This is a genomic window from Streptomyces sp. NPDC097595, assembly GCF_044761525.1.
GTDB lineage: Bacteria > Actinomycetota > Actinomycetes > Streptomycetales > Streptomycetaceae > Streptomyces > Streptomyces drozdowiczii_A.
In genome coordinates, this window is record NZ_JBIWCN010000004.1 from 254,340 (window position 1) to 278,785 (window position 24,446).

At 71.6% G+C, this 24,446-nt stretch carries 25 protein-coding genes and 1 pseudogene; 8 read left to right on the forward strand and 18 right to left on the reverse strand.

Annotated features, from left to right (window positions below; genetic code table 11):
* Nucleotides 1-81: 81 nt before the first annotated feature.
* From ACIQZN_RS08365 to ACIQZN_RS08425, 13 genes are all read right to left on the reverse strand, one after another.
* On the reverse strand, nucleotides 82-474 hold the full coding sequence (locus ACIQZN_RS08365) for a YccF domain-containing protein (RefSeq protein ID WP_073964479.1): 393 nt from the start codon (nucleotides 472-474) through the stop codon (nucleotides 82-84).
* Nucleotides 471-1,334, reverse strand: a complete 864-nt coding sequence (htpX, locus tag ACIQZN_RS08370) for a zinc metalloprotease HtpX (protein WP_403989545.1) — start codon at nucleotides 1,332-1,334, stop codon at nucleotides 471-473. Before htpX ends, ACIQZN_RS08365 begins: the two co-directional genes overlap by 4 nt.
* Before the next feature lie 194 nt (nucleotides 1,335-1,528).
* Nucleotides 1,529-1,993 carry an MscL family protein gene (locus ACIQZN_RS08375; protein WP_403989547.1) on the reverse strand — a complete coding sequence of 155 codons (465 nt, stop codon included), beginning with the start codon at nucleotides 1,991-1,993 and terminating at the stop codon, nucleotides 1,529-1,531.
* Nucleotides 1,994-2,109: 116 nt separating this feature from the next.
* Nucleotides 2,110-3,627: an NADH-quinone oxidoreductase subunit N gene (locus ACIQZN_RS08380; protein WP_403989549.1), complete on the reverse strand. Its 1,518-nt coding sequence runs from the start codon at nucleotides 3,625-3,627 to the stop codon at nucleotides 2,110-2,112.
* A complete protein-coding gene (locus tag ACIQZN_RS08385; RefSeq protein WP_403989909.1) occupies nucleotides 3,624-5,174 on the reverse strand; it encodes a NuoM family protein in 1,551 nt (516 codons plus the stop codon). The genes ACIQZN_RS08380 and ACIQZN_RS08385 overlap by 4 nt, the downstream gene beginning before the upstream one ends.
* A gap of 27 nt (nucleotides 5,175-5,201) precedes the next feature.
* Nucleotides 5,202-7,202: an NADH-quinone oxidoreductase subunit L gene (locus ACIQZN_RS08390; protein WP_403989551.1), complete on the reverse strand. Its 2,001-nt coding sequence runs from the start codon at nucleotides 7,200-7,202 to the stop codon at nucleotides 5,202-5,204.
* Nucleotides 7,199-7,618 (reverse strand): NADH-quinone oxidoreductase subunit NuoK, encoded by a 420-nt coding sequence (gene nuoK / locus ACIQZN_RS08395; RefSeq protein WP_403989553.1) that lies wholly within the window; start codon nucleotides 7,616-7,618, stop codon nucleotides 7,199-7,201. Before nuoK ends, ACIQZN_RS08390 begins: the two co-directional genes overlap by 4 nt.
* The gene (locus ACIQZN_RS08400) at nucleotides 7,618-8,214 is read right to left on the reverse strand and encodes an NADH-quinone oxidoreductase subunit J (RefSeq protein ID WP_403989555.1); all 597 of its coding nucleotides are present in this window, start codon (nucleotides 8,212-8,214) and stop codon (nucleotides 7,618-7,620) included. The genes nuoK and ACIQZN_RS08400 overlap by 1 nt, the downstream gene beginning before the upstream one ends.
* Nucleotides 8,211-8,840, reverse strand: coding sequence for a NuoI/complex I 23 kDa subunit family protein (locus tag ACIQZN_RS08405; protein ID WP_403989557.1), 630 nt, complete (start codon nucleotides 8,838-8,840; stop codon nucleotides 8,211-8,213). The genes ACIQZN_RS08400 and ACIQZN_RS08405 overlap by 4 nt, the downstream gene beginning before the upstream one ends.
* Complete coding sequence (locus tag ACIQZN_RS08410; protein ID WP_403989559.1) at nucleotides 8,840-9,808, reverse strand: NADH-quinone oxidoreductase subunit H; 969 nt, start codon at nucleotides 9,806-9,808, stop codon at nucleotides 8,840-8,842. The genes ACIQZN_RS08405 and ACIQZN_RS08410 overlap by 1 nt, the downstream gene beginning before the upstream one ends.
* Complete coding sequence (locus ACIQZN_RS08415; protein ID WP_403989561.1) at nucleotides 9,805-10,605, reverse strand: NADH-quinone oxidoreductase subunit C; 801 nt, start codon at nucleotides 10,603-10,605, stop codon at nucleotides 9,805-9,807. Before ACIQZN_RS08415 ends, ACIQZN_RS08410 begins: the two co-directional genes overlap by 4 nt.
* Nucleotides 10,602-11,222 carry an NADH-quinone oxidoreductase subunit B gene (locus tag ACIQZN_RS08420; protein WP_403989563.1) on the reverse strand — a complete coding sequence of 207 codons (621 nt, stop codon included), beginning with the start codon at nucleotides 11,220-11,222 and terminating at the stop codon, nucleotides 10,602-10,604. Before ACIQZN_RS08420 ends, ACIQZN_RS08415 begins: the two co-directional genes overlap by 4 nt.
* A complete protein-coding gene (locus ACIQZN_RS08425) occupies nucleotides 11,213-11,635 on the reverse strand; it encodes an NADH-quinone oxidoreductase subunit A (RefSeq protein ID WP_376455720.1) in 423 nt (140 codons plus the stop codon). The genes ACIQZN_RS08420 and ACIQZN_RS08425 overlap by 10 nt, the downstream gene beginning before the upstream one ends.
* 244 nt (nucleotides 11,636-11,879) lie before the next feature.
* Between ACIQZN_RS08425 and ACIQZN_RS08430 the strand changes: the two genes are divergently transcribed.
* The 8 genes from ACIQZN_RS08430 to ACIQZN_RS08465 all read left to right on the forward strand — a co-directional run bounded on the left by ACIQZN_RS08430 (nucleotide 11,880) and on the right by ACIQZN_RS08465 (nucleotide 21,185).
* Entirely contained in the window at nucleotides 11,880-13,079 is a 1,200-nt protein-coding gene (locus tag ACIQZN_RS08430) for a sensor histidine kinase (protein ID WP_403989565.1), read from the forward strand.
* Nucleotides 13,080-13,204: 125 nt separating this feature from the next.
* Nucleotides 13,205-14,560, forward strand: a complete 1,356-nt coding sequence (locus tag ACIQZN_RS08435) for a sensor histidine kinase (RefSeq protein WP_403989567.1) — start codon at nucleotides 13,205-13,207, stop codon at nucleotides 14,558-14,560.
* A 147-nt stretch (nucleotides 14,561-14,707) separates the two neighbouring features.
* Nucleotides 14,708-15,367: a response regulator transcription factor gene (locus tag ACIQZN_RS08440; RefSeq protein ID WP_026171285.1), complete on the forward strand. Its 660-nt coding sequence runs from the start codon at nucleotides 14,708-14,710 to the stop codon at nucleotides 15,365-15,367.
* Between the two features lie 238 nt (nucleotides 15,368-15,605).
* A complete protein-coding gene (locus tag ACIQZN_RS08445; protein ID WP_403989569.1) occupies nucleotides 15,606-17,561 on the forward strand; it encodes a 2-oxoacid:acceptor oxidoreductase subunit alpha in 1,956 nt (651 codons plus the stop codon).
* Nucleotides 17,554-18,612, forward strand: coding sequence for a 2-oxoacid:ferredoxin oxidoreductase subunit beta (locus ACIQZN_RS08450; protein ID WP_403989571.1), 1,059 nt, complete (start codon nucleotides 17,554-17,556; stop codon nucleotides 18,610-18,612). The genes ACIQZN_RS08445 and ACIQZN_RS08450 overlap by 8 nt, the downstream gene beginning before the upstream one ends.
* A gap of 144 nt (nucleotides 18,613-18,756) precedes the next feature.
* Nucleotides 18,757-19,617, forward strand: coding sequence for an SDR family oxidoreductase (locus ACIQZN_RS08455; RefSeq protein ID WP_403989573.1), 861 nt, complete (start codon nucleotides 18,757-18,759; stop codon nucleotides 19,615-19,617).
* Nucleotides 19,618-19,734: 117 nt separating this feature from the next.
* Nucleotides 19,735-20,739 (forward strand): EamA family transporter RarD, encoded by a 1,005-nt coding sequence (gene rarD, locus ACIQZN_RS08460; RefSeq protein ID WP_403989575.1) that lies wholly within the window; start codon nucleotides 19,735-19,737, stop codon nucleotides 20,737-20,739.
* A complete protein-coding gene (locus ACIQZN_RS08465) occupies nucleotides 20,727-21,185 on the forward strand; it encodes a VOC family protein (RefSeq protein WP_403989577.1) in 459 nt (152 codons plus the stop codon). The genes rarD and ACIQZN_RS08465 overlap by 13 nt, the downstream gene beginning before the upstream one ends.
* Before the next feature lie 49 nt (nucleotides 21,186-21,234).
* Here the strand turns inward: ACIQZN_RS08465 and ACIQZN_RS08470 are convergent, their stop codons facing one another.
* The 5 genes and pseudogenes from ACIQZN_RS08470 to ACIQZN_RS08490 all read right to left on the reverse strand — a co-directional run bounded on the left by ACIQZN_RS08470 (nucleotide 21,235) and on the right by ACIQZN_RS08490 (nucleotide 24,324).
* Complete coding sequence (locus tag ACIQZN_RS08470) at nucleotides 21,235-21,858, reverse strand: peptidoglycan-binding protein (RefSeq protein ID WP_403989912.1); 624 nt, start codon at nucleotides 21,856-21,858, stop codon at nucleotides 21,235-21,237.
* Nucleotides 21,859-21,882: 24 nt separating this feature from the next.
* A pseudogene (locus tag ACIQZN_RS08475) lies at nucleotides 21,883-22,140 on the reverse strand (peptidoglycan-binding protein); the annotation flags it as partial.
* Nucleotides 22,141-22,179: 39 nt separating this feature from the next.
* Nucleotides 22,180-23,259 carry an N-acetylmuramoyl-L-alanine amidase gene (locus ACIQZN_RS08480; RefSeq protein ID WP_403989579.1) on the reverse strand — a complete coding sequence of 360 codons (1,080 nt, stop codon included), beginning with the start codon at nucleotides 23,257-23,259 and terminating at the stop codon, nucleotides 22,180-22,182.
* Nucleotides 23,260-23,291: 32 nt separating this feature from the next.
* Nucleotides 23,292-23,762 carry a peptidoglycan-binding protein gene (locus tag ACIQZN_RS08485; protein ID WP_403989581.1) on the reverse strand — a complete coding sequence of 157 codons (471 nt, stop codon included), beginning with the start codon at nucleotides 23,760-23,762 and terminating at the stop codon, nucleotides 23,292-23,294.
* 160 nt (nucleotides 23,763-23,922) lie between these two features.
* The gene (locus tag ACIQZN_RS08490) at nucleotides 23,923-24,324 is read right to left on the reverse strand and encodes a peptidoglycan-binding protein (protein WP_403989583.1); all 402 of its coding nucleotides are present in this window, start codon (nucleotides 24,322-24,324) and stop codon (nucleotides 23,923-23,925) included.
* Nucleotides 24,325-24,446 lie beyond the last annotated feature (122 nt).

The following is a 24,446-nucleotide window of genomic DNA, read 5'->3' on the forward strand; positions in this document are numbered from 1 at the left end:
CCTACCCGTCCCTCTGTCCTGGAATCCAAGACGCCTGGGACGGGCGGGCGGTTGCGTGCGGCGGCCTGCGGGCCGGAGGGCCTACCAGCCGGCGAACTGCTCGTCGGTGTCGACGATCTCCTTGCCGAACGGCATCAGGGACACCGGGATCAGCTTGAAGTTGGCGATGCCCAGGGGGATGCCGATGATCGTGAGGCACAGGGCGATGCCCGTGGTGATGTGACCGAGCGCCAGCCACCAGCCGGCGAGGATCAGCCACAGCACGTTGCCCACGCAGGATGCTCCGCCCGCGTCCCGGCGGTCGACCACCCGGTGCCCGAAGGGCCAGAGGGCGTAGACGCCGATCCGGAAGGCCGCCAGGCCGAAGGGGATGCCGATGATCGTGATGCAGAGCAGGACTCCCGCGAGCAGATAGCCGAGGAACATCCAGAATCCGCAGAGGACCAGCCAGATGACGTTCAGAATGGTTTTCACGGGCGAGGACCTGCCATCCGTTCGAGTCGGGCGATGCGCTCCGCCATCGGCGGGTGGGTCGAGAACATCTTGGACATCCCCTGCCCCGCGCGGAAGGGGTTGGCGATCATCATGTGGCTCGCGGTCTCGATCCTGGGCTCCGGGGGCAGCGGGAGCTGCTGTGTCCCGGCCTCCAGCTTCCGCAGGGCACCGGCGAGAGCGAGCGGGTCGCCGGTGAGCCGGGCGCCCGAGGCGTCCGCCTCGTACTCCCGGGAACGGCTGACGGCGAGCTGGATGACGGACGCGGCGAGCGGGCCCAGGATCATGATCAGCAGCATGCCGAGGAGGCCCGGGCCCTCGTCGTCGTTGGAGCGGCCGACCGGTATCAGCCAGGCGAAGTTGACCAGGAACATCACCACGGAGGCGAGCGCTCCGGCGACCGACGAGATGAGGATGTCCCGGTTGTAGACGTGGCTCAGCTCGTGGCCGAGGACGCCGCGCAGCTCGCGCTCGTCCAGGAGGCTCAGGATTCCCTCGGTGCAGCAGACCGCCGCGTTGCGCGGATTGCGGCCGGTCGCGAAGGCGTTGGGGGCCTGGGTCGGGGAGATGTAGAGCCGGGGCATGGGCTGGCGCGCCGAGGTGGAGAGCTCGCGGACCATCCGGTAGAGCTGCGGCGCCTCGAATTCGCTCACGGGGCGGGCGCGCATGGCCCGCAGCGCCAGCTTGTCGCTGTTCCAGTAGGCGTACGCGTTGGTGCCGATCGCCACCACGAGGGCGACGAGCAGCCCCGTACGGCCGAAGAAGCTGCCGATGACGATGATGAGTGCGGACAGGCCCCCGAGGAGTACGGCGGTTCTCAGCCCGTTGTGCCGGCGGTGCACGGTACGCCCTCCAAATCGTGCAGCAGGGGAGCCCTTGGCGGGTGGGGCCCCACCGCTCAGTGGAGCCTCCCTTACTGGTCAACGCCAGGCGGCGGGAGCGAGTTCCCTGGTCCGGACGGCCCGACGGCCCAGGCCGGCCCCGCTGTACGCGTGGGGGCGGGCTCTGGGCCGTCCGGGTGGAGGTGTGACCGTGCTCAGCGCTGGACGGGGAGCTTGGCGAGCTCCAGGGCCGCCGGGTCGGGCTCGACCTCGCTGGTGCAGTGGGCGCAGCGGGAGGCGATGGCCGGGATCTCGGTGTAGCAGCGGGGGCAGTCGCGCAGGGCGGCCTTGATGTCGACCGGTTCGTCGGCCTTCTTGGCGGTGAAGCGGTCCTGGACCTTGGCCATCGGCATGACGACGCAGAAGTACAGGACGGCGGCGGTGATGATGAAGGCGATAGCGGCGCTGATGAACAGGCCGTACGGGAATTTCACGCCGTCGACCTCGTAGAACGCGTGGCTGAAGTCGCCGGTGCCGCGCGTGATGACGCCGATCAGCGGCACGATGAAGGCGTTGCTGAACCCGGTGACGACCGCGGTGAACGCGGCTCCGACGGCGAGACCGACCGCCATGGAGATGACGTTCCCGCGCAGGATGAAGTCCTTGAACCCGCTCAGCACTGCTCTGGCTCCTTGTGGTGATGAGAACGTCGTACGCGTTCCAAGGGACCGACCTTGCCCTGTGCGGGCGGCCGGGGGCAAGCCGATCTTGTCACCTTTCGAACAGGTGAACGAGATCAGAAGAGATTGACGGAGGCGAATCTCAGGACGGTCTGCGGGGCGCCCGACAGGACGACTCCGGCGGCCGCGGTGAGGACGATCGCCGCGGTCAGGGGCGCCGGGACGCGGTGCCGTACGGCGGGCGCGGCCTCTTCCCCGTCCTCGGGCGCGCGGAACAGGGCGGCCGTCCACTGGAGGTAGTAGTAGAGGGCGACGACGACGTTCACGGCCATCACGACGGCGAGCCAGCCGAGGCCCGCGTCGACGGCGGCCGAGAACACCGTGACCTTGGCGAAGAGCCCGATGATCCCCGGCGGCAGCCCGGCCAGGCAGAGCAGGAAGAACGCCAGCGCGAGGGCGGCCAGGGGCCGGGTGGCGTACAGGCCCCGGTAGTCGTCCAGCCGGTTGCCGGGACGGGTACGGGCGACCAGGGCGGCCACCGCGAACGCGCCGAGGTTCACGACGGCGTACATCAGGGCGTACGCGACGGTGGAGCCGATCCTGCGCTCCCCCGCGTACGCGGCGGCGGCGACGGGGACGAGCAGGTACCCGGCCTGGGCGACGGAGGACCAGGCGAGCAGGCGTACGGCGCCGCGCGCGCGGGAAGCGCTCTGGCGCAGCGCGGCGACGTTGCCGACGGTCATCGTGAGCGCGGCGAGGACCGCGAGGGCGGGGCCCCACACGTCCGCGTAGGCCGGGAAGGCGATCACGGTGACGAGGATGAGGCCGGTGAAGCCGACCGCCTTGCCGACGACCGAGAGGTAGGCGGCGATGGGCAGCGGGGCGCCGACGTAGGTGTCGGGCACCCAGAAGTGGAAGGGCGCGGCGGCCGTCTTGAAGGCGAAGCCGACCAGGGTCAGCGCGACGCCCGCCCCGGCGAGGGTGGAGAGCTGGGGGTCGACGCGGCCGAGGCGCCCGGCCAGGTCCGTGAGGTGGAGCGTGCCGGTGGCCGCGTACACGAAGCTGACGCCGAGGAGCATCACGGCGGTGGCGGTCACGGAGGACAGGAAGAACTTCAGCGCGGCCTCGGAGGAGCGCCGGTCGCCGCGCTTGATGCCGACGAGGGCGAACGCGGGCAGGGAGGCCACTTCGAGGGCGATGACCAGCGTGGCGAGGTCCCGCGACGCGGGCAGCAGCGCGGCGCCGGCGGCGGACGAGAGCAGCAGGAACCAGAACTCGCCGGCCGGGAACTTGCGGGTGTCGCCGATCGAGAGCAGCGCGGTGAGCAGCGCGCCGCCGAGCACGAGGGCCTGGATGACCAGCGTGAAGTGGTCGGCGGTGTAGCTGCACGCGTGGCTGCCGCTGGTGAGGCAGAAGGTGGAGCGGTCGCCGTCGTGGAGCGGGATGATCAGGGCGAGCGAGGCGACGAGCCCGGCGACGGCCCCGTAGCCGAGGAGCGGTTTGCGGGCCTCGGTGACGAAGAGGTCGGCGACCAGGACGACGAGGGCGACGGCCGCGGCGGTGAGCGGGGGCGCGATGGCGAGCCAGTCGACGGACTGGACGAGGCTGGTGGCGCTCTCGGCCGCTGTGGTCACGACTTGCCTCCTGCGAGGAGCTTCTGCACGGCCGGGTCAGTGAGGCCGAGGAGGACGGCGGGCCACAGGCCGGCGAGGACGGTGAGGGCCGCGAGGGGGGTCCAGGCGGCGCATTCGTAGCTCTGGACGTCGGCGATCTGCCGCGGTTCGTCGCGGTGGGCGCCCATGCAGACGCGGCGGACCACGATCAGCAGGTAGGCGGCGGTGAGCAGGGTGCCGAACGCGGCGATCGACATGAACGTCAGGAAGGCGGGCCGGCTGAGCCCCTCGGCCGGGTCGAACGCGCCGAACAGGGCGAGCATCTCGCCCCAGAACCCGGCGAGCCCCGGCAGCCCGAGCGAGGCGACCGCGGCGAACGCGAGGAGGCCGCCGAGGCGGGGCGCGCGGCCGTAGAGCGCGGCGCCGGTGGCCCCGGCGAGGGTGTCCAGGTCGGCGGTGCCGTAGCGGTCCTTGACCGCGCCGACCAGGAAGAACAGCAGGCCGGTGATGAGCCCGTGGGCGATGTTGGCGAAGAGCGCGCCGTTGACGCCGGTGGGGGTCATGCTCGCGATGCCGAGGAGCACGAAGCCCATGTGGCCCACGGAGGAGTACGCGATGAGCCGCTTCAGGTCGCCCTTGGCGCCGGGCCGGGCGAGGGCCAGGCAGGCGAGCGATCCGTAGACGATCCCGGCGGCGGCGAAGGCCGCGAGGTACGGGGCGAAGGTGTGCATCCCGTCCGGGGCGACCGGCAGCAGGATGCGGACGAAGCCGTACGTGCCCATCTTCAGCAGGACGCCCGCGAGGAGCACGGAGCCCACGGTGGGGGCGGCGGTGTGGGCGTCGGGCAGCCAGCTGTGCAGCGGCCACATCGGGGTCTTCACGGCGAGCCCGATCCCGATCGCCAGAACGGCGGTGACCTGCACGGACGAGGTCAGCCCGCGGCCGTTGTCAGTGGCGAGTGCCACCATGTCGAAGGTGCCGCTCTTCAGTCCGATGAGGAGCAGGCCCAGCAGCATGACGACCGAGCCGAGCAGTGTGTAGAGGATGAATTTCCAGGCGGCCGCCTGCCTCCCCGCACCGCCCCATCGGGCGATCAGGAAGTACATCGGGATGAGCACCATCTCGAACGCCAGGAAGAAGAGGATCAGGTCGAGGACGGCGAAGGTGGCGAGGGTGCCGGACTCCAGGAGGAGGACCAGCGCGACGAACGCCTTCGGGGAGGGGCCTTCGGGCAGCTTGAAGTAGCTGTAGAGCGCGCAGAGGAAGGTCAGCAGCGCGGTCAGGACGAGCAGGGGGAGCGAGATGCCGTCGATGCCGAGGTGGATGCGCACGTCCAGCGCCGGGATCCAGCTGATGTCGGTCGTGGCCTGCATCTTCGACGGGTGGTCGTGGTCGAAGCCGGCGGCCAGCACCAGGGTCGCCAGGAGGATGACCCCGCTGACGGTCACGCCGTGGCGGAGCACGGCCTGGTCGGGGCTGCGGCCCTTCAGCCCGGGCGGGGCGGGGAGCAGGGCGGCGACGGCCCCGATGAGCGGGCCGACGACGACGAACGCCAGAAGGAACTGCATCACGGATGCGCTGATATCGATCACGGCTCAGGACCCCGCGTTGACGTTGGCGTAGACGACGGCGGCGACCGCCAGGACCAGGGAACCGGCCAGCAGTGCGCTGAGGTAGCTCTGCACGTTGCCGGTCTGGGCGCGGCGGACGGCCGTGCCGAGCCAGCGTGCGCCGGTGGCGGAGCCGCGTACGTAGGTCTCGACGACCTCGCGGTCCAGGAAGCGGACGAGGCGTGCCGCGGCCTGGACGGGGCGGACGAACAGCGCCGCGTACAGGGCGTCGAGGTGGAAGCCGGTGGCCGCGTGGCGGTGGAGGGGGCCGAGCAGCAGGCGTCCGGGGTCGGCGGGGTCGGGGGCGTCCCCGACCGGGCCGTAGGCGGCGGTGCGGGCCTCGATGGCCTCGATCTCCACGAGGGCCGGTTCGGCGTCCGGGTGGGCGACGACCGAGCCCATGGGGACGCGGGCGGCGAGCGCGGTCGTGTGGCGCCAGGCCCCGTAGGTGACAAGGCCGCCGACGAGGCCGACGCCGGTGGACAGCACGGCGGTGGTCAGCGAGGGGACGAGGCGGTGGCCGTCGAACCAGTCGCCGATGACGCCGACGCTCAGCCCGAGGGCGATGGTCGGGACGGCCAGGACCCACAGGACGGCGGTCATGGCGGCGGGCTGCCTGCCGTGGTCGGGGGCCTCGGCGCCCCGGCCCCGGAAGGCGAGGAGCCAGAGCCGGGTGGCGTAGGCGGCGGTGAGCACGGCGGCCAGCAGCCCGGCGACGAGGACCGTCCAGCCGGCGGCGGCCGGGGCGACGTGCCGGTCGCCGAGGGCGGTGTGCTCGGCGGCGACGAGGACGGCTTCCTTGGAGAAGAAGCCGGCGAACGGGGGGATGGCGGCGAGCGCGAGCAGCGCGACGGTCATCGTCCAGTAGGCGTCCGGGATGCGGCGGGCGAGGCCGCTCATCCGGGACATGGCGGCCAGTGAGTTGGTGCCGGCGGCGTGGATGACGACGCCGGCCGCGAGGAAGAGGACCGCCTTGAAGGCACCGTGCGAGACGAGGTGGAAGACGGCGGCCCCCCGGTCGCCGACGGCCAGGGCGCCCGACATGTAGCCGAGCTGCCCAATGGTCGAGTAGGCGAGGACGCGCTTGATGTCGTCCTGGGCGAGTGCGGCGAGCCCGGACCCGATCATCGTGACGGCCGCCATCACGGCGAGGACGACCAAGGCCGCGCCGGACGCGGCGAAGACGGGGAGGAGCCGGGCGACGAAGTAGATGCCGGCGGCGACCATCGTCGCCGCGTGGATCAGCGCCGAGACGGGGGTGGGGCCGGCCATGGCGTCGGGCAGCCAGGTGTGCAGGGGGAACTGCGCGGACTTGCCCGCGACCCCGGCCAGGAGGAGGAGCGCGATGAGGGTCGGGTGATCGAGGCCGCCGTGGGCGACGGCGGCCAGGATGCGGGTGATGCGGAAGGAGCCGGTGTCGGCGGCGAGCGCGAACAGGCCGATGAGGAAGGGGACGTCGCCCAGCTTGGTGACCAGGAACGCCTTCAGGGACGCGGCGCGCGCCTCGGGCGTCTCCCAGTAGTGGCCGACCAGGAAGTACGAGCAGATGCCCATGACCTCCCAGCCGACCAGCAGCACCATCAGGTCGCCGGAGTAGACGACGAGCAGCATCGCGGAGGTGAAGAGGGAGACCAGCGCCGCGTACGAGGGGTAGCGGGGGTCGTCCCGGAGGTACGCGGTCGAGTAGATCTGCACGCAGCTCGCGACCAGGGCGACCAGCACGGCGACGAGGACGGCGAAGCCGTCGAGGTGCAGCGCGAGGTCGATGGGGACGGAGCCGGTGGGGGTGAGCTGGGTCGCCGCGTCGATGGCCCGGCCGCCGCCCTGGCGCGCGGCGACGGTGGCCGCGAGGACGAGCGAGACGAGCGTGGGCAGTACGGCGAGCGGGCGCACGTACTCGGGCGCGGTGCGGCCGAGGAGCAGCCCGGCGGCCGCGCCCAGGAACGGGAGGAGGGGGACGAGGACGGCGAGGGTCGTGGTGGTCACGGGGTGGCCTCTGCCTTCTTTGCCTTCCCTGCCGCAGCAGTGGCCTGGTCTTCGGGTTCGGGGGCGGCGTCGTCCTCGTCGTCGCCGGCCGGGACGGTCTCGGCCTCGTCGGTCTCGGCGGTGTCGCGGAGGCGGTCGACGGCGGAGCTGCCCCGGTTGCGGTAGACGGCGAGGACGATCGCCAGGCCGATGCCGATCTCCGCCGCCGCGATGGCGATGGTGAACAGGGTGAGGGCCTGGCCGGAGTGCAGGCGGTCGCGGAGCCAGACGTCGAACGCGACCAGGTTGAGGTTGACGGCGTTGAGCATCAGCTCGACGGACATCAGCACGAGGATCGCGTTGCGGCGGGCGAGGACTCCGTACAGCCCGATGCAGAAGAGGAGGGCGGCGAGCACCGCGGGATAGGCGAGGTGCATCAGCGCTTGTCCTCTCGGTCCGGGACGGCTGCGGGGGTGGCCTCGGCCCGGCCGCCCTTGCGGGAGAGGACGATCGCGCCGACCAGGGCGGCGAGCAGGAGGACGGAGAGCGCTTCGAAGGGGAGCACCCAGTTGCGGAAGAGGAAGGCGCCGGTGGCCTTCGTGGAGCCCTGGGCGGGCCCGTCCAGGTCGATCCACGTCGTACGGAAGGCGTCCACGACGACCCAGACGAGCGTGCCGGCCGAGGCGGCGGCGACCGCGAGGGCGGCCCACCGGTTCTCCGAGTCGGCGTCCGGGGAGCGGCCGATCGGGGCCCTGGTGAGCATCAGGCCGAACAGGAGGAGGACGACGACGGAGCCCACGTAGATCAGGACCTGCACCCAGGCGATGAACTCCGCGGTGAGCAGGAGGTACTCGACGGCGAGGCCGCCGAGCGCCACGATCAGCCAGAGGGCGGCGTGCACCAGCTGCCGAGTCGTGACGGTCACCAGGGCCGCGCCGAGGGTGGCGATGCCGACGAGGACGAAGGCGACCTCGATGCCGGTCGGGGAGAGGAAGCCGGGGGCCGCCGGGGCGGCCGCGAGGGCGGTGATCATGCGTCGCCCTCCTGCGTCGTGTCGTCCTGCGCCGAGTCGTCCTGCGCCGGGCCGTCCTGCGCCGAGCCGTCCTGCGCCTGCTGGGCGGCCGCTTCCGCCTCCTGCTGGGCGCGGAGCTTGTCCGCCGTCTTGCGGGCTGCGGCGAGTTCCTTCGGTTCCTCGGCGCGCGGGTCGAGCGCGGGCGGTTCCGGGACCGTCCACATCCAGTCGCGCAGCTTGTCGCGCTCGTGGGTGAGGTCCAGGATGTCCGTCTCCGCGTACTCGAACTCCGGCGACCAGAACAGCGCGTCGAACGGGCAGACCTCGATGCAGATGCCGCAGTACATGCAGAGCGAGAAGTCGATCGCGAAGCGGTCGAGCACGTTGCGGCTGCGTTCGCGGCCGCCCGGGGCCGCGGCCGGCACCGTCTCCTTGTGGGAGTCGATGTAGATGCACCAGTCGGGGCACTCGCGGGCGCACAGCATGCAGACCGTGCAGTTCTCCTCGAACAGCGCGATGACGCCGCGGGAGCGGGGCGGCAGTTCGGGCTGCACGTCCGGGTACTGGGCGGTGACGGTCTTCTTCGTCATCGTCCGCAGGGTGACGGCGAGGCCCTTGGCCAGACCTGAGCCGGGGATCGGGGGCACTAGTTGATCGCCACCTTCACGATGCCGGTGAGCGCGATCTGCGCGAGAGCGAGGGGGATGAGGGTCGTCCAGGCGAGCTTCTGCAACTGGTCCTCGCGCAGGCGCGGGTAGCTCACGCGCAGCCAGATCACGACGAACGCGAGGACGCCGGTCTTCAGCAGGGTCCACACCCAGCCGAGTCCGTCGGCGCCCATCGGGCCGTGCCAGCCGCCGAGGAACAGCACCGTGGTCAGCCCGCACAGCACGACGATGCCCGCGTACTCGGCGAGCAGGAACAGCGCGAAGCGGAGGCCGGTGTACTCGGTGTACGCGCCGAAGATGATCTCCGAGTCGGCGACCGGCATGTCGAACGGGGGGCGCTGGAGTTCGGCGAGGCCGGCCACGAAGAAGACCAGGGCGCCGGTGATCTGCCAGGGCAGCCACCACCACGCGAACGCGTCCAGGATGCCGGGCAGCGAGACCGTGCCCGCCGCCATCGCCACCGAGGCGGCGGCGAGCAGCATCGGCAGCTCGTACGCGAGGAGTTGCGCGGCGGTGCGGAGGCCGCCGAGCAGGGAGAACTTGTTGGCCGACGCCCAGCCGGCCATCAGCGAGCCGAGTACGCCCACGCCCATCACGGCGAGCACGAAGAAGATGCCCGCGTCGACGACCTGGCCGACCGCGCCCTCGCCCGGGCCGATCGGGATCGCGACCAGCACGAGCAGATACGGGAGGAGGGCCACGGCCGGCGCCAGGCGGAAGACCTTGCGGTCGGCGCCGGCGGGGACGATGTCCTCCTTCTGCGCGAACTTGACGCCGTCGGCGACGAGCTGGGCCCAGCCGTGGAAGCCACCGGCGTACATGGGGCCCAGGCGGCCCTGCATGTGGGCCATGACCTTGTGTTCGGTCTGGCCGACGACGAGGGGGAGGACCATGAAGACGGCGAAGACGATGACGATGCGGAGGGCGACGTCCAGGGCGTCGGTCACTCTTGATCGCCTCCGTTGTCGGGGGTGTCGGTGTCGGGTCGAGCCGGGGGCTGAGTCTCCTGCGGGTTGCGCCACGGTGCGTCCGTCGCCGGAGGCGACCCCGGCTCCTGCTGGCTCGCCGAGCCCTGGGACGCGCTGCGGCTGCGGCGCGGGCGGGGTTCCGCCGGGGTCGCGTCGCCCGCCGTGCGGGCGCGCCTCGCCGGGCGTGCCGGTGCCGGAGGCAGCTGGCCCTTCAGCGGGCCCCACTCGTTCGGGTCCGGGACGCCCGGCGGGAGCATCGTGCGGCGCTTCGGGCCGCCGTGGTCCGACTCGCCCGGTTCCTTCGCGCCCGGCCAGGCCTTCGCGACGCGGGCGGCCAGCACGAAGTCCTTGCGGAGGGGGTGGCCCTCGAAGTTCTCGGGGAGGAGCAGCGGGACCAGGTTCGGGTGGTCCTCGAAGACGACGCCGAACATCTCGTGCGTCTCGCGTTCGTGCCAGGCGGCCCCCGCGTACACACCGATCGCGGTCGGCAGCGACGGGGCCTCGTGCGGCACGGTCGTACGGACGAGCAGTCGGCGGACGCCGGAGCCGGGCAGGGCCACCACATGCGCGCACACCCGGAAGCCCGTGCCCGGTTCGTCCACCGCGCTCAGCCAGTCGAAATACGTGCAGCCGAGGGTGTCGCGCGCGGTTTCGAGGGCGGACAGCCAGGAAGCGGGCGGGACGTCCACCGTCAGCAGGTCGTACGCCTGCTCGGCCGTCGCGTCCTCGCCGAAGATGTCCGTCACCGCGTCCGGGAGGCGGTCGAAGAGAGTCACTTTCCGTCCCCCTTCACCAGGCCGCTGCGCAGCGCCGCCGTCGAGGGTCGGGCGCCCGCGGCCTCCGCGTAACGCTCCCCCAGCGACTCGCGCGCGATCTTCTCCTGGAGCTTCAGGATGCCCTGGAGCAGCGCCTCGGGGCGGGGCGGGCAGCCGGGGACGTAGACGTCGACGGGGATGATCTGGTCGACGCCCTTCGTGACGGAGTACGAGTCCCAGTACGGGCCGCCGCAGTTGGAGCAGGCGCCGAAGGAGATGACGTACTTGGGCTCGGGCATCTGCTCGTACAGGCGCTTGACCGCCGGGGCCATCTTGTCCGTCACGGTGCCGGAGACGATCATCAGGTCGGCCTGGCGCGGGCCCGGCGCGAAGGGGATGACGCCGAGCCGGATGAAGTCGTGGCGCGCCATGGAGGCGGCGATGAATTCGATGGCGCAGCAGGCGAGTCCGAAGTTGAAGACCCAGAGGCTGTAGCGGCGGCCCCAGTTGAGGACCACCTTCATCGGTTCCGGTGCGAGCCTGGACAGGACGCCCAGGCGCTTCGGTTCCGGGAGGAACGTGGGTACGGCGGCGGGTTCGTCCCCCGCCCCGGCCGACGACGGGCTCGTCACGTCCATTCGAGGACGCCCTTCTTCCATGCGTAGAGCAGTCCCACGGCCAGGAAACCGAGGAAGATGAACATTTCCACCAGCGTGGTCGCGCCGTAGCCCGGCGCCGCGAAGACCGTCGCCCAGGGGAACAGGAAGATCGAGTCGACGGCGAAGATCACGTACAGGAAGGCGTACACGTAGTAGCGGACCTGGGTGTGCGCCCAGCCCTCCCCCACGGGGTCCACGCCGCATTCGTACGTGAGCAGCTTCTCCGGCGTCGGGACCACCGGCCGCAGCAGTCGGCCCGCGCCGAAGGCGACGGCGACGAACAGGACGCCCACCAGGGCGAGGAGTCCGACCACCGAATAGCTGTGGAAGTAGTCCGACGACGCGAGCACCGTCCGCGCCGGTGTCGATGCCGCACCGGGAAGACCCGTCACGTCCGCCCCTCGCTCCCTAGCCCCGTCCGAAGCCCCGTCCACGATCTGTACGCACGGGAGTCTAGGCCCTGTAAAGGACGGGTAAGCAGTTGCGTCGGGCAACGGACGGGGAAGCAGCGGTTGGGCGGGTGGGGCACGAGGGGGTGCGGGTGGGGCACGAGTGGGGCGCGGGTGGGGATATCCCTACTTCACCTCACCCACGAGCCCCATGGCATCCGCCTCGCGCGCCCGGCAGGCTTGGCGTATGACCATGAGCCCCCAGCTGCCCGCCCACGACGGGCCGCCTCCCGTCCGCTTCGCCTTCGGCCGGTGGACGTGGAAGGAGGTCGCGCACCTTCTTTCCAACTTGCCGATGGCGATCGTCGGATTTGTTTACACGGTGTTGATGATCGCGATCGGCGTGGGCCTCGCGGTCACCGTCGTCGGTCTGCCGCTGCTGGCCGCCGGGCTCCAGGGGTCCCGGCTGATCGGCCGGGCCGAGCGCGCCCGCGCCCGCAAGCTGCTGGGCGTCGTGGTCGAGGAGCCGAGCCCGCCGGCCCGGGGCCGCGAGGGCGACGGGTTCTTCGTGTGGCTGTGGACCAGCCTGCGCGACCCGGTCGCCTGGCGGGCGGCCCTGTACTCGTTCATACGGCTGCCGTGGGGCATCCTCACCTTCGCCGTGACGCTCGTCTGCCTCATCGTGTGGCCGGCGCTCCCCTATACGGCCCGGCTGATGGGCAACGGGGACCGGGCCATGGTGCGCGGGCTGCTCTCGCCCTCCGACGACCTGGAACGCCGCATCGCCGAGCTGGAGTCGGACCGGGGCGTGGTGGTCGACACCGCCGCCGCCGACCTCCGCCGCATCGAGCGGGACCTCCACGACGGGGCGCAGGCCCGCCTCGTCGCCCTCGCCATGGGCCTCGGCCTGGCGAAGGAGAAGCTGACCGACGACCCGGAGGCGGCCGCGCGCATGGTGGACGAGGCGCACGGCGAGGTGAAGGTCGCCCTCCAGGAACTCCGCGACCTCGCCCGGGGCATCCACCCCGCCGTCCTCACCGACCGCGGCCTGGACGCCGCGCTCTCCGCGATCGCCTCGCGCTGCACCGTGCCCGTCTCCGTGCGGGTGGATCTTCCGGGGCGCCCGGCGCAGGCCATCGAGGGCATCGCGTACTTCACGGTCTCCGAACTCCTCCAGAACGTCAGCAAGCACAGCGGGGCCCGGACCGCGTCCGTCGACGTGTGGCGCTCGGGCGACCGGCTGCTGATCCAGGTCGGCGACGACGGGCGGGGCGGGGCCTCGATGGACGGCGGTACGGGCATGGCGGGGCTCGCGGAGCGGCTGGACGCCGTGGACGGGGTCTTCGTACTCGAATCGCCCGTCGGCGGACCGACGACCGTCACGGCGGAGCTGCCGTGGCGCGACCGGGGCGCGGAGAAGAGCGCGACGAGGACGCGCAGCGCGTAAGGGGTAGGGAAAACCCCCGGTCCGAGACGGATACCGCCCTCATGGTGCGTCGGCCCGCCGCCCAGCACCCTTGAAGTACAGAACGCACGCAGCTTCACCGACGCGGAAGAAACGGACGGAACCCCATGGCCACGGCATACGGACCGGACACACGGGACCCTCAGCGGTCGGGACGCGGCCTCGGGGACCGTCCCGCGCGGCGGCACGTCCTGCCGGCCGCACTGCGGGCGCCGCTGGAGGGCAGGACCTGGCGCGAGTTCCTCTACCTCATGCTGAGCCTGCCGATCAGCATCGTGCTCTTCACCTTCTCGATCACCATGGTCTCGCTGGGCGCCGGGCTCCTCGTCACCTTCCTCGGCATTCCGGTGCTGGCGGGCGGCCTGGCGATGTGCCGGGGCTTCGGGATGCTGGAGCGGACCCGGGCGCGGACCCTGCTGCGGCTGGACGTCGCCGATCCGGCGCCGGCGCGCGGTCGCAAGGGCGGGCTGCTGTCCTGGACCGGCGCGGTCCTGAAGAGCGGGGTGTCCTGGCGCCACCTGCTGTACGCGCTGCTGCACTTCCCGTGGGCGGTCTTCGCGTTCTGCGTCGCGCTGACCCTCCAGGCGTGGGGCTGGGCGGCGCTCACCTACCCGCTGTGGCACTGGTTCGTGCCCTCGCACACGGGCGTCTCGGGCATCCAGCTGTACGGGGACACCCAGCACGAGGTCTACCTCGACTCGGGCGTCGATCTCGCGCTGACCGCCGGGCTGGGTCTGGGCATCGTCCTCGTCACCCCCTGGGTGATCCGGGGCCTGGCGACCGTCGACCGGCTGATGGTGGCGGGCCTGCTGAGCCCGTCCCGGCTGGCGGAGCGCGTCACGGAGCTGGAGTCCGACCGGGGTGTCGTCGTGGACACCGCCGCCGCCGACCTCCGCCGCATCGAGCGGGACCTCCACGACGGGGCGCAGGCCCGCCTCGTCGCCCTCGCCATGGACCTGGGCCTGGCGAAGGAGAAGCTGACCGACGACCCGGAGGCGGCCGCGCGCATGGTGGACGAGGCGCACGGCGAGGTGAAGGTCGCCCTCCAGGAACTCCGCGACCTCGCCCGGGGCATCCACCCCGCCGTCCTCACCGACCGCGGCCTGGACGCCGCGCTCTCCGCCGTCGCCTCGCGCTGCACCGTGCCGGTCACGGTGGAGGTGGACCTCCCGTACCGGCCGGCGCAGGCCATCGAGGGCATCGCGTACTTCACGGTCTCCGAACTCCTCCAGAACGTCAGCAAGCACTCCGGGGCCACCCGCGCCTCGGTCGACGTGTGGCGCACGGAGGACCGCCTCCTGCTCCAGGTGACCGACGACGGGCGCGGCGGCGCCGACCCGGCGTCGGGCAGCGGGCTCGCCGGTCTCACCGAGCGGCTGGACGCGGTCGACGGGGTCCTGGTGGTCGACTCCCCGGTGGGCGGCCCGACGAAGGTCACGGCGGAGCTGCCCTGGCGCGGCTGACCGCGCGTCCACTGCACGGCACGGCACCACTGAGGTCAACCCCGCGAACGCTCGCGACGTCAATGGCGTTACTGGGATGCTGGACGGCGTACGGGCCGTACCGGCAAAGCGAGCAGCGGGGGAAACAGCGTCGTGGTGGAGGACAGGGTGCGCGTGGTCATCGCCGAGGATTCGGTACTGCTCCGGGAGGGACTGACCCGGTTGCTGACCGATCTCGGGCATGACGTCGTCGCGGGCGTCGGGGACGCGGAGGCGCTGATCAAGACGATCGGCGACCTCGCCGGGCAGGACGCGCTGCCGGATGTGGTGGTCGCGGATGTGCGGATGCCCCCGACCCACACCGACGAGGGCGTCCGGGCGGCGGTGCGGCTGCGCCGGGACTACCCGGGGATCGGGGTGCTGGTCCTCTCGCAGTACGTGGAGGAGCAGTACGCCACCGAGTTGCTGGCCGGGTCCAGCCGGGGCGTCGGCTATCTGCTGAAGGACCGGGTCGCCGAGGTCCGGGAGTTCGTGGACGCGGTGGTCCGGGTGGCGCAGGGCGGGACCGCGCTGGACCCGGAGGTGGTGGCGCAGCTGCTGGGCCGCAGTCGGAAACAGGACGTCCTTGCCGGGCTGACGCCGCGTGAGCGCGAGGTGCTGGGCCTGATGGCGGAGGGGCGTACGAACTCCGCCGTGGCCAAGCAGCTGGTGGTGAGCGACGGGGCGGTCGAGAAGCACGTCAGCAACATCTTCCAGAAGCTGGGCCTGGCCCCGAGCGAGGGCGACCACCGCCGGGTGCTCGCGGTGCTGACGTATCTGAACTCCTGACACGGCACCACCGGCCCGGGCGCGGGTCCGACGGGGATCCGGGCGGCTGGTGGATCATGACGGAACAGCGCCGGGAAACGTCTCAGCATCCACTACGCCAACGTGCCGAAACGCGTCTCAAATTGCCGTCCATCATGTGATCTGCCGGAGGTAGGCGACCCTTACGGACGTAGGGTGGGCGGGGGACCTCCGGCGGGCCGGACGGTTCCGAGCCGCCGTGCCGAGGGAGGTCCAGTAAGTGACCAGCCAGGTCAGTAGCCCAGCCGAGCAGGCCGACGATGCCAGCGAGGCGCTCGTAGGGGGACAGCGTGCCCCCCAGTCCGCAGCCGCGGGAAGCGGCGAGAAGGAAGTCCGCCGCCTGGACCGGGTCATCATCCGTTTCGCGGGTGACTCGGGTGACGGGATGCAGCTGACGGGTGACCGGTTCACCTCGGAGACGGCGTCCTTCGGGAACGATCTGTCCACGCTGCCGAACTTTCCCGCCGAGATCCGCGCCCCCGCAGGCACCCTGCCGGGGGTTTCGTCGTTCCAGCTGCATTTCGCCGATCACGACATCCTGACCCCGGGGGATGCGCCGAACGTGCTGGTCGCGATGAACCCGGCCGCGCTGAAGGCGAACATCGCGGACGTGCCGCGCGGGGCCGAGATCATCGTGAACACCGATGAGTTCACGAAGCGGCCGATGGCGAAGGTCGGCTACGGGACCAACCCGCTGGAGGACGGCTCGCTGGAGGCCTACAACGTCCATCCGGTGCCGCTGACCACTTTGACGATCGAGGCGCTGAAGGAGTTCGGGCTCTCCCGCAAGGAGGCCGAGCGCTCGAAGAACATGTTCGCGCTCGGGCTGCTGTCCTGGATGTACCACCGCCCGACCGAGGGGACCGAGGCGTTCCTGCGGGCGAAGTTCGCGAAGAAGCCGCAGATCGCCGAGGCGAACGTGGCGGCCTTCCGGGCCGGGTGGAACTTCGGTGAGACGACGGAGGACTTCGCCGTCAGCTACGAGGTCGCCCCCGCCTCACAGGCCTTCCCCACCGGCACCTACCGGAATATCTCGGGGAACCTGGCCTTGGCCTACGGGCTGATCGCCGCCGGCCGGCAGGCGGACCTGCCGCTCTACCTCGGCTCCTACCCGATCACGCCGGCCTCGGACATCCTGCACGAGCTGAGCCGGCACAAGAACTTCGGCGTGCGCACCTTCCAGGCCGAGGACGAGATCGCGGGCATCGGCGCCGCACTCGGCGCCGCCTTCGGCGGTTCGCTTGCGGTGACGACGACGTCGGGGCCGGGTGTGGCGCTGAAGTCGGAGGCCATCGGCCTGGCGGTGTCGTTGGAACTGCCGTTGCTGATCGTGGACATCCAGCGCGGCGGGCCGTCGACGGGGCTGCCGACGAAGACGGAGCAGGCGGATCTGCTTCAGGCGATGTACGGGCGCAACGGCGAGGCGCCGGTGCCGATCGTGGCCCCGCGCACGCCGGCCGACTGCTTCGACGCCGCCCTGGACGCGGCCCGCATCGCCCTGACCTACCGCACCCCGGTCTTCCTGCTCTCCGACGGCTACCTCGCCAACGGCTCCGAACCCTGGCGCATCCCGGAGCTCGACCAGCTCCCCGACCTGCGCGTCCAGTTCGCGAGCGGCCCCAACCACGAACTCGCCGACGGCACCGAAGTGTTCTGGCCCTACAAGCGCGACCCGCAGACGCTGGCTCGGCCGTGGGCGGTGCCGGGGACGCCGGGTCTGGAGCACCGGATCGGCGGTATCGAGAAGCAGGACGGCACCGGCAACATCTCCTACGACCCCGCCAACCACGACTTCATGGTCCGCACCCGCCAAGCCAAAATCGACGGCATCCACGTACCGGATGTCGAGGTCGACGATCCGGCGGAAGCGAAGACACTGGTCCTGGGCTGGGGTTCGACGTACGGGCCGATCACGGCGGCCGTGCGCCGCCTGCGCGCCTCGGGGCGGAGCATCGCCCAGGCCCACCTGCGTCACATCAACCCCTTCCCCAGGAACCTGGGCGAGGTGCTGGGGCGTTACGACAAGGTGGTCGTCCCCGAGATGAACCTCGGACAGCTCGCCACCCTCATCCGCGCCACGTACCTGGTCGACGCCCACAGTTACAACCAGGTCAACGGCATGCCGTTCAAGGCCGAGCAGCTCGCCACCGCGCTTGAGGAGGCCATCGATGCCTGAGACCAACGAACTGCTCCAGCTCGTCCCCAAGGCCGAAGCCAAGCAGACCATGAAGGACTTCAAGTCCGACCAGGAAGTGCGCTGGTGCCCCGGCTGCGGCGACTACGCCGTCCTCGCCGCCGTCCAAGGCTTCATGCCCGACCTCGGCCTGGCCAAAGAGAACATCGTCTTCATCTCCGGCATCGGCTGCTCCTCCCGCTTCCCGTACTACATGAATACGTACGGGATGCACTCCATCCACGGGCGTGCCCCGTCCATCGCGACCGGCCTGGCCACCTCACGGCGCGACCTGTCCGTCTGGGTCGTCACCGGCGACGGCGACGCACTCTCCATCGGCGGCAACCACCTCATCCACGCCCTGCGCCGCAACGTCAACCTCAAGATCCTCCTCTTCAACAACCGGATCTACGGCCTGACCAAGGGCCAGTACTCCCCCACCTCCGAACTGGGCAAGATCACCAAGTCGACGCCGATGGGCTCCCTGGACGCCCCGTTCAACCCGGTGTCGCTGGCGATCGGCGCGGAGGCGTCATTCGTGGCGAGAACCGTCGACTCCGACCGCAAACACCTCACCAGCGTGCTCCGCGCCGCCGCCGACCACCCCGGCACCGCACTCGTGGAGATCTACCAGAACTGCAACATCTTCAACGACGGCGCCTTCGAAGTCTTCAAAGACAAGGACCAGGCCCAAGAGGCCGTCATCCGCCTCGAACACGGCCAGCCCATCACCTTCGGCACAGACGGATCGAAGGGCGTCGTACGCGACTCCCTCACCGGCGACCTCCAGGTCGTCACCGTCACCGAGGACAACAAGGCACAGATCCTCGTCCACGACGCCCACGCCCCCAGCCCCACCACAGCCTTCGCACTGTCCCGCCTCGCCGACGCCGACACCCTCCACCACACCCCCATCGGCGTCCTGCGCAGCGTCGAACGACCCGTCTACGACACCACCATGGCCGAACAACTCGACACCGCCGTCGAACGCCACGGCAAGGGCGACCTCGCCGCACTCCTCGCCGGAAACGACAACTGGACCGTCGTCGGCTGACGCCTAGCTCCGAAGCGCGCCGGACCTGCCCTCGCGGGCGGGTCCGGCGCGCTTTTGCATGCCCCGACCTGCACACTTTCTTTTAGTTAGCGCAGTCTGTAGGGTAGTGAAAGAACGAAGAGAACAAACGAGGAGGAACCCCCCATGAGCATCGTCGTCACCGGAGCCACCGGAGCACTCGGCCGTCTCGTCGTCGAGCACCTGCTGACCACCGTCCCCGCCTCCGAGGTCGCCGCCGTGGTCCGCGACAAGGAGAAGGCCGCCGGCCTCGCCGCCCGGGGCGTCGAGCTGCGCGTCGCCGACTACGACCGCCCCGAGACCCTGGCGGCCGCCTTCCACTCCGGCGACCGGGTCCTCCTCATCTCCGGCAACCAGGTCGGCAGCCGCGTCGCCCAGCACACCGCGGTCATCGACGCGGCCAAGGCGGCGGGCGTCGCCCAGCTCGCGTACACCGGCATCCTCGGCGGCCCCGAGGCCGACTTCACGCTGGCCGACGAGCACCGCGCGACCGAGCAGCTGATCCTGGACTCCGGCCTGCCGTACACCTTCCTGCGCAACGGCTGGTACACGGAGAACCAGACCGAGAACCTGGCCCCGGTCCTGGCGCACGGCGCGGTCGTCGGCAGCGCGGGCGAGGGCAGGATCGCCTACGCCACCCGCGACGACTACGCGGCCGCCGCGGCCGCCGTGCTCACCGGCGAGGGCCACCTCAACCGCGCGTACGAGCTGAGCGGCGACACCGCCCTGTCCTACGCGGAGTACGCGGCCGAGGTCGCGAAGGCCACCGGCAAGGAGATCGTCCACAACGACGTCCCGGCCGCCGTCCACCAGGAGATCCTGACCGGCGCCGGGCTGCCCGAGGGCTTCGCGGCGATCCTGGTCGACGTGGACCAGGCCGTCCGGCGCGGGCGCCTGGCCGGCACCAGCGGCGACCTGGCCCGCCTGATTGGCCGCCCGACGACCCCGGTCGCCGACACCGTCGCCGCCGCGGTCGCCGCGCTCTGACCCGTAACCCACCCGGTGTCATGACCGTCTGACGATACGGGCATGACACCGGGGCCCCGGCGGCGCTACCTTCATGTGGTTGACGGTCGTACGACCACCACCCACCAGGAGGGGCCCGTGCAGGGGACGAATGACCAGCGGGCCGGACTCCTCTCCGGCTTCGCCGCGTACGGAATGTGGGGCATCGTCCCGCTGTACTGGCCGCTGCTGAAGCCGGCCGGGGCGGTCGAGATCCTGGCCCACCGCATGGTGTGGTCGCTCGGGGTGGTGGCGGTCCTGCTGCTGGTCCTGCGCCGCTGGGCCTGGATCGGCCCGCTGCTGCGGCAGCCGCGCAAGCTGGGGATGCTCTCCATCGCGGCATGCACGATCACCGTCAACTGGGGCCTGTACATCTGGGCCGTCAACAGCGGCCATGTGGTCGAGGCGTCCCTCGGCTACTTCATCAATCCGCTGGTCACCATCGCCATGGGCGTCCTGCTCCTGGGCGAGCGGCTGCGCCCGGCGCAGTGGGCGGCGGTCGCCACCGGCGTCGTGGCGGTGCTCGTGCTCGCCATCGGTTACGGGAAGCCGCCCTGGATCTCGCTGATCCTGGCGTTCTCCTTCGCGACGTACGGCCTGGTCAAGAAGAAGGTCGACATGGGCGGCCTGGAATCGCTCACCGTCGAGACCGCCGTGCTCTTCCTGCCCGCGCTCGGCTATCTGATCTGGCTCGGCGCGCAGGGCACCTCGACGCTGACCTCCGAGGGCGCCGGGCACACCGCGCTCCTCGCCTCGACCGGTGTGGTCACGGCGGTACCGCTGATCCTCTTCGGGGCCGCCGCGATCCGCATCCCGCTGTCGACCATCGGGCTGCTCCAGTACATGACCCCGATCGCCCAGTTCCTGCTGGGCGTCGCCTACTTCCACGAGGAGATGCCGCCGGAGCGGTGGGCCGGGTTCGGCCTGGTGTGGGTGGCGCTGATCGTCCTCACCTGGGACGCGCTGCGGACCGCGGGCCGCAACCGGGCCCGGGCGCAGGCCGCCCGGCTCGCCGCGACGGCGACGGCCGCACCGGCGGGCGGGGAGCGGATCGAGGTCGCACCCGGCAAAAACCCCGGCCCCGGGACAGAATGCCGGTCATGACCCTTGAGTGGAAAGTCGTCATCGACGCCGCCGACCCGCACGCGCAGGCCGGCTTCTGGGCTCAGGCCCTCGGCTACGAGATCGAGGACAACAGCCCCCTGATCGAACGGCTCCTCGGCGTCGGGGCCGTACCGGAAGCGCTCACCACCACCGCGCACGGCCGCCGCGCCTGGCTCGACCTGGCGGCGGTCCGGCACCCCGACGACCCGTACGACGAGGACAGCGGCGCCGGACACGGCCGCCGGCTCCTCTTCCAGCGCGTCGCCGAACCGAAGACGGTGAAGAACCGCCTCCACCTCGACCTCCACGCGGGCCCGGAGCGCCGCGAGGCCGAGGTGGCGCGGGTGGTCGGCCTGGGCGCGAAGGTCGAGCGCGAGGTCGAGGAGCCGGGGGGCCGCTGGACGGTGCTCACGGACCCCGAGGGCAACGAATTCTGCGTGCAGTAGACGCGCGAAGGGGGGCCGGGCCACCTGGCCCGGCCCCCCTCCGGCATTCCTAGCCGACGAAGGTCACGTCCCAGTGGCTGCCCTCGTCCGCGTAGATGTTGCCGGACGGGGCGGTGTAGAGCGCGGCGCCGTCGCTGCGGGTGCCGGTGTGCGTGAAGGTGCCGGTGATGTGGCTGGTCAGGCAGGCCACCCGCTGGAAGTCCAGCTTGTAGCCGTTGCCGTGGCTGTACGTGCCCGACGCGTGCCCGGTCTCGGTGCCGCCGGTGATGGTGAGCGTGCAGCCGCCCACCGCCTGCTTCAGCGCGACCGCCCCGTTGGCCGTGGTGGCGCGCAGCCCGTCGAACGAGGTGCAGGTGCTCTTGGTGCGGTCCGAGCAGTTGCCGGAGGAGACCCAGCCGATACCGGCCGCGTTGAACTGTGCGGCGGCCTGGGCATGCGTCAGGGTGCCGCTGCCGCCGCCACTGGACCCGGAGCCGGAGAGCAGCGCCTCCCAGGTGGCCGGGCCGACGATGCCGTCGACCGGGCTCAGGCCCTTGGACTGCTGGAACGCGCGCACCTTGGTCTCGGTGCCGGAGCCGAAGGCCCCGTCGACCGTGAGCCCGGCGCCGTACTTGTTGAGCTGGACCTGAAGGGCCTTGACGGCCGAGCCGTTGCTGCCGTTGCTGACGGTCACGACGAGCTTCGGCCAGGAGGCGGGGCCGACCGCGCCGTCCGCCGACAGACCGTTGGCGCTCTGGAAGCTGCGGACACTGCTCACGGTGCCGGGGCCGAAGTCCCCGTCGGCGGTGGTGCTGAAGCCGCGCGCGGTCAGCAGGTGCTGGACGGTCGTGACATCGGCGCCCTTGTCGCCGCTCTGCACGACGGGCCAGCCGGCGGCCTGGGCGGCCGGGACGACGAGCAGGGTGGCGAGGAGTGCGGCGAACACCGCGGTGATGACGGACGCTGCGCGTCTCATGAACTCTTCTCCTGTGGGATGGGGTGGGGAAAGTTGGGGCTACGCGACGAGCCGGCTCCACGTACGGGCGTCCACGACGCCGTCCGCGGGCAGCGACCGGGTCGTCTGGAACCGGGCCACGCTCGCGGCGGTCCCGGGCCCGAAGGCGCCGTCGACGTCGGTCGCGATGCCGTGCGCCGCGAGCTGGCGCTGCGCGGCCTCCACCGCGACGCCGGAGTCGCCCTGCCGGGCGGGCGCGGCCAGCTGGTTCCAGGTCTGGAGACCCGCGACGCCGTCCGGGGTCGCGTGCATGGTGTTCTGGAAGGCGAGCACCGCGGCCTGCGTGGCGGGTCCGTAGTCGCCGTCCGCCGTGAGCGCGGCGCCGTGCCCGTTCAGCAGGAGCTGGAGCGTACGGACGCGCTCGCCGGTGTTCCCGGTGGCGAGCACGGGCCACACGGGCGGGGTCGCGTCGCCGCCGATGCGGGCCGCCACGTCCTGGCGCAGCTGCGGCAGCAGGGCGTAGAGGCGGTCGCCGGGGCACTCGGTGCTGTTGAAGTCGCGGTGCCCGTAGATCTGGTACGCGGGAAGCCCGTACTGCCGGCAGATCTGCGCGCACAGGTCCACCAGCGCGGCGTACTGCACGCTGCGCGGGTCGACCGTGGTGTACGTGCCCTCGTTCTCGATGCCGATGGCCACCGTGTTCTGCCCGGTGCAGTGCGCCGACTCCACCTGCCGCGTCCCGCCCTGGAGCGCGGCGAGGCTGCCGTGCCGGCCCTCCATCACGGTCGCGCCCCGGCTGATGGTGAAGTGCTGGCCGGTGTCGATCCAGTGCTCCGTGTCCATCTGGTACGCCTGGATCGACCGGGCCAGCGCGAAGGCGTGGGCCTGCGAATAGTCCGTGGAGTTGGGGTCCGCGGTGTGGTGGACGATGATCTTCTGCGGCCGCGTGGCCAGGGTCTTCACCGGACTGCTGGGCTGCCGGGCGCCCCAGGCCGCGCAGTCGGCGATCACGGGCCCGGTCGCGGCGCGCGCCCGGCCCGGCACGGCGAGCGGCAGCAGCGCGGCGGCGCCGAGCGCGAGTGTTCCGGTGAGTACGGCCCTGCGGCGCGGGTACGGCTGGGGGCGGTCGAGCGCGGTCATGCGGGGTTCACCTTCTGCTCGGGGGTGGTTATTCAGGAGCTGGTGGGCAGGGCGTAGTAGCAGGTGGTCAGCCACTCGTGTGCCTTCGGCGCGATGACGTCCAGCATCGCGTCGCCGGTGTTCGGGCCGACGACGCCGTCCACGTCGAGCGGGATCGGCTGGCCGTTCTCGCCCACGGCCCACGGCACCACCCGCTGAAACTTCCGTACGGCGTCCTCGGTACGCGGTCCCCAGACGCCGTCGACCGTGACGCCGGCCTGCACGTCCTTGGCCAGGTTGACGGCGATCTGGACGCACTTGACGGCGGTTCCGGTATCCCCGTACGCGACATAACCGGCGCTCGCGGACGCCTGGGCCGGCCCGGCGAGGGCGACGGCGGACAGGGCGGCGACGGTGACGACGGCGGCGCGGACGGACTTGGGCAGCGTGAACATGGCGATCTCCTGAAGGGGTGCGACGCCCCGGACGGGGCCGACACCGATGAACCTAGGAAGCGCCGCCACCGTCCCTCCACGCTTTCCCGTCCCGGGAGCCCGGCGGCCGTCCCGACGGCCCGGTCCGGGATGCCCGTGGGACGCCGTGGCGCCCGCACCGACCTGCGGGGATGCGGGCTTACGGGGCTGGGGGCGCCGGTTCTCCGCACGGGACGGCGGGACGGCCGGTTCAGTGGGTGGTGGGCAGCGCGGCGGAGCAGGTGCTCTTCCAGCCGGGCGCCTTCTCCGCGATGTAGGCGAGCATCACGTCGCCCGTGTACGGGCCGACGACGCCGTCCGCGGTGAGGAAGATCGGGTCCCCGTGGACCGGGTCCGTCCCCCAGATGTTGATCAGCTGGAACGTCTTCACGGCGGTCTCCGTGCGCGCCCCCCAGATGCCGTCGACCGCGATGCCGGCCTGCACGTTGGACGCGTTGACGGCGGTCTGCACGCACTTGACGGCGGTTCCGGTATCCCCGTACGCGACATAACCGGCGCTCGTGGACGCCTGGGCCGGCCCGGCGAGGGCGACGACGGACAGGGCGGCGACGGTGACGACGGCGGCGCGAACGGCCTTGGGCAGCGTGAACATGGCGATCTCCTGAAGGGGTGCGACGCCCCGGACGGGGCCGACACCGACGAACCTAGGGAGACCGGAGACCGTCCCACCCGCGTCCCCGTCCCGGGAGCCCGACGGACCGCTCCGGGATGCGC

Bases quoted from the DNA above. Each gene is read 5' to 3' on its own strand.
- ACIQZN_RS08490 (WP_403989583.1), bottom strand. From the start codon at position 24,324: ATGTTCACGCTGCCCAAGGCCGTTCGCGCCGCCGTCGTCACCGTCGCC.
- ACIQZN_RS08455 (WP_403989573.1), top strand. From the start codon at position 18,757: ATGAGCATCGTCGTCACCGGAGCCACCGGAGCACTCGGCCGTCTCGTC.
- ACIQZN_RS08465 (WP_403989577.1), top strand. From the start codon at position 20,727: ATGCCGGTCATGACCCTTGAGTGGAAAGTCGTCATCGACGCCGCCGAC.
- ACIQZN_RS08430 (WP_403989565.1), top strand. From the start codon at position 11,880: ATGACCATGAGCCCCCAGCTGCCCGCCCACGACGGGCCGCCTCCCGTC.
- nuoK (WP_403989553.1), bottom strand. From the start codon at position 7,618: ATGCACCTCGCCTATCCCGCGGTGCTCGCCGCCCTCCTCTTCTGCATC.
- ACIQZN_RS08385 (WP_403989909.1), bottom strand. From the start codon at position 5,174: ATGCAGTTCCTTCTGGCGTTCGTCGTCGTCGGCCCGCTCATCGGGGCC.
- ACIQZN_RS08450 (WP_403989571.1), top strand. From the start codon at position 17,554: ATGCCTGAGACCAACGAACTGCTCCAGCTCGTCCCCAAGGCCGAAGCC.
- ACIQZN_RS08420 (WP_403989563.1), bottom strand. From the start codon at position 11,222: ATGGACGTGACGAGCCCGTCGTCGGCCGGGGCGGGGGACGAACCCGCC.
- ACIQZN_RS08435 (WP_403989567.1), top strand. From the start codon at position 13,205: ATGGCCACGGCATACGGACCGGACACACGGGACCCTCAGCGGTCGGGA.
- ACIQZN_RS08480 (WP_403989579.1), bottom strand. From the start codon at position 23,259: ATGACCGCGCTCGACCGCCCCCAGCCGTACCCGCGCCGCAGGGCCGTA.
- ACIQZN_RS08400 (WP_403989555.1), bottom strand. From the start codon at position 8,214: ATGATCACCGCCCTCGCGGCCGCCCCGGCGGCCCCCGGCTTCCTCTCC.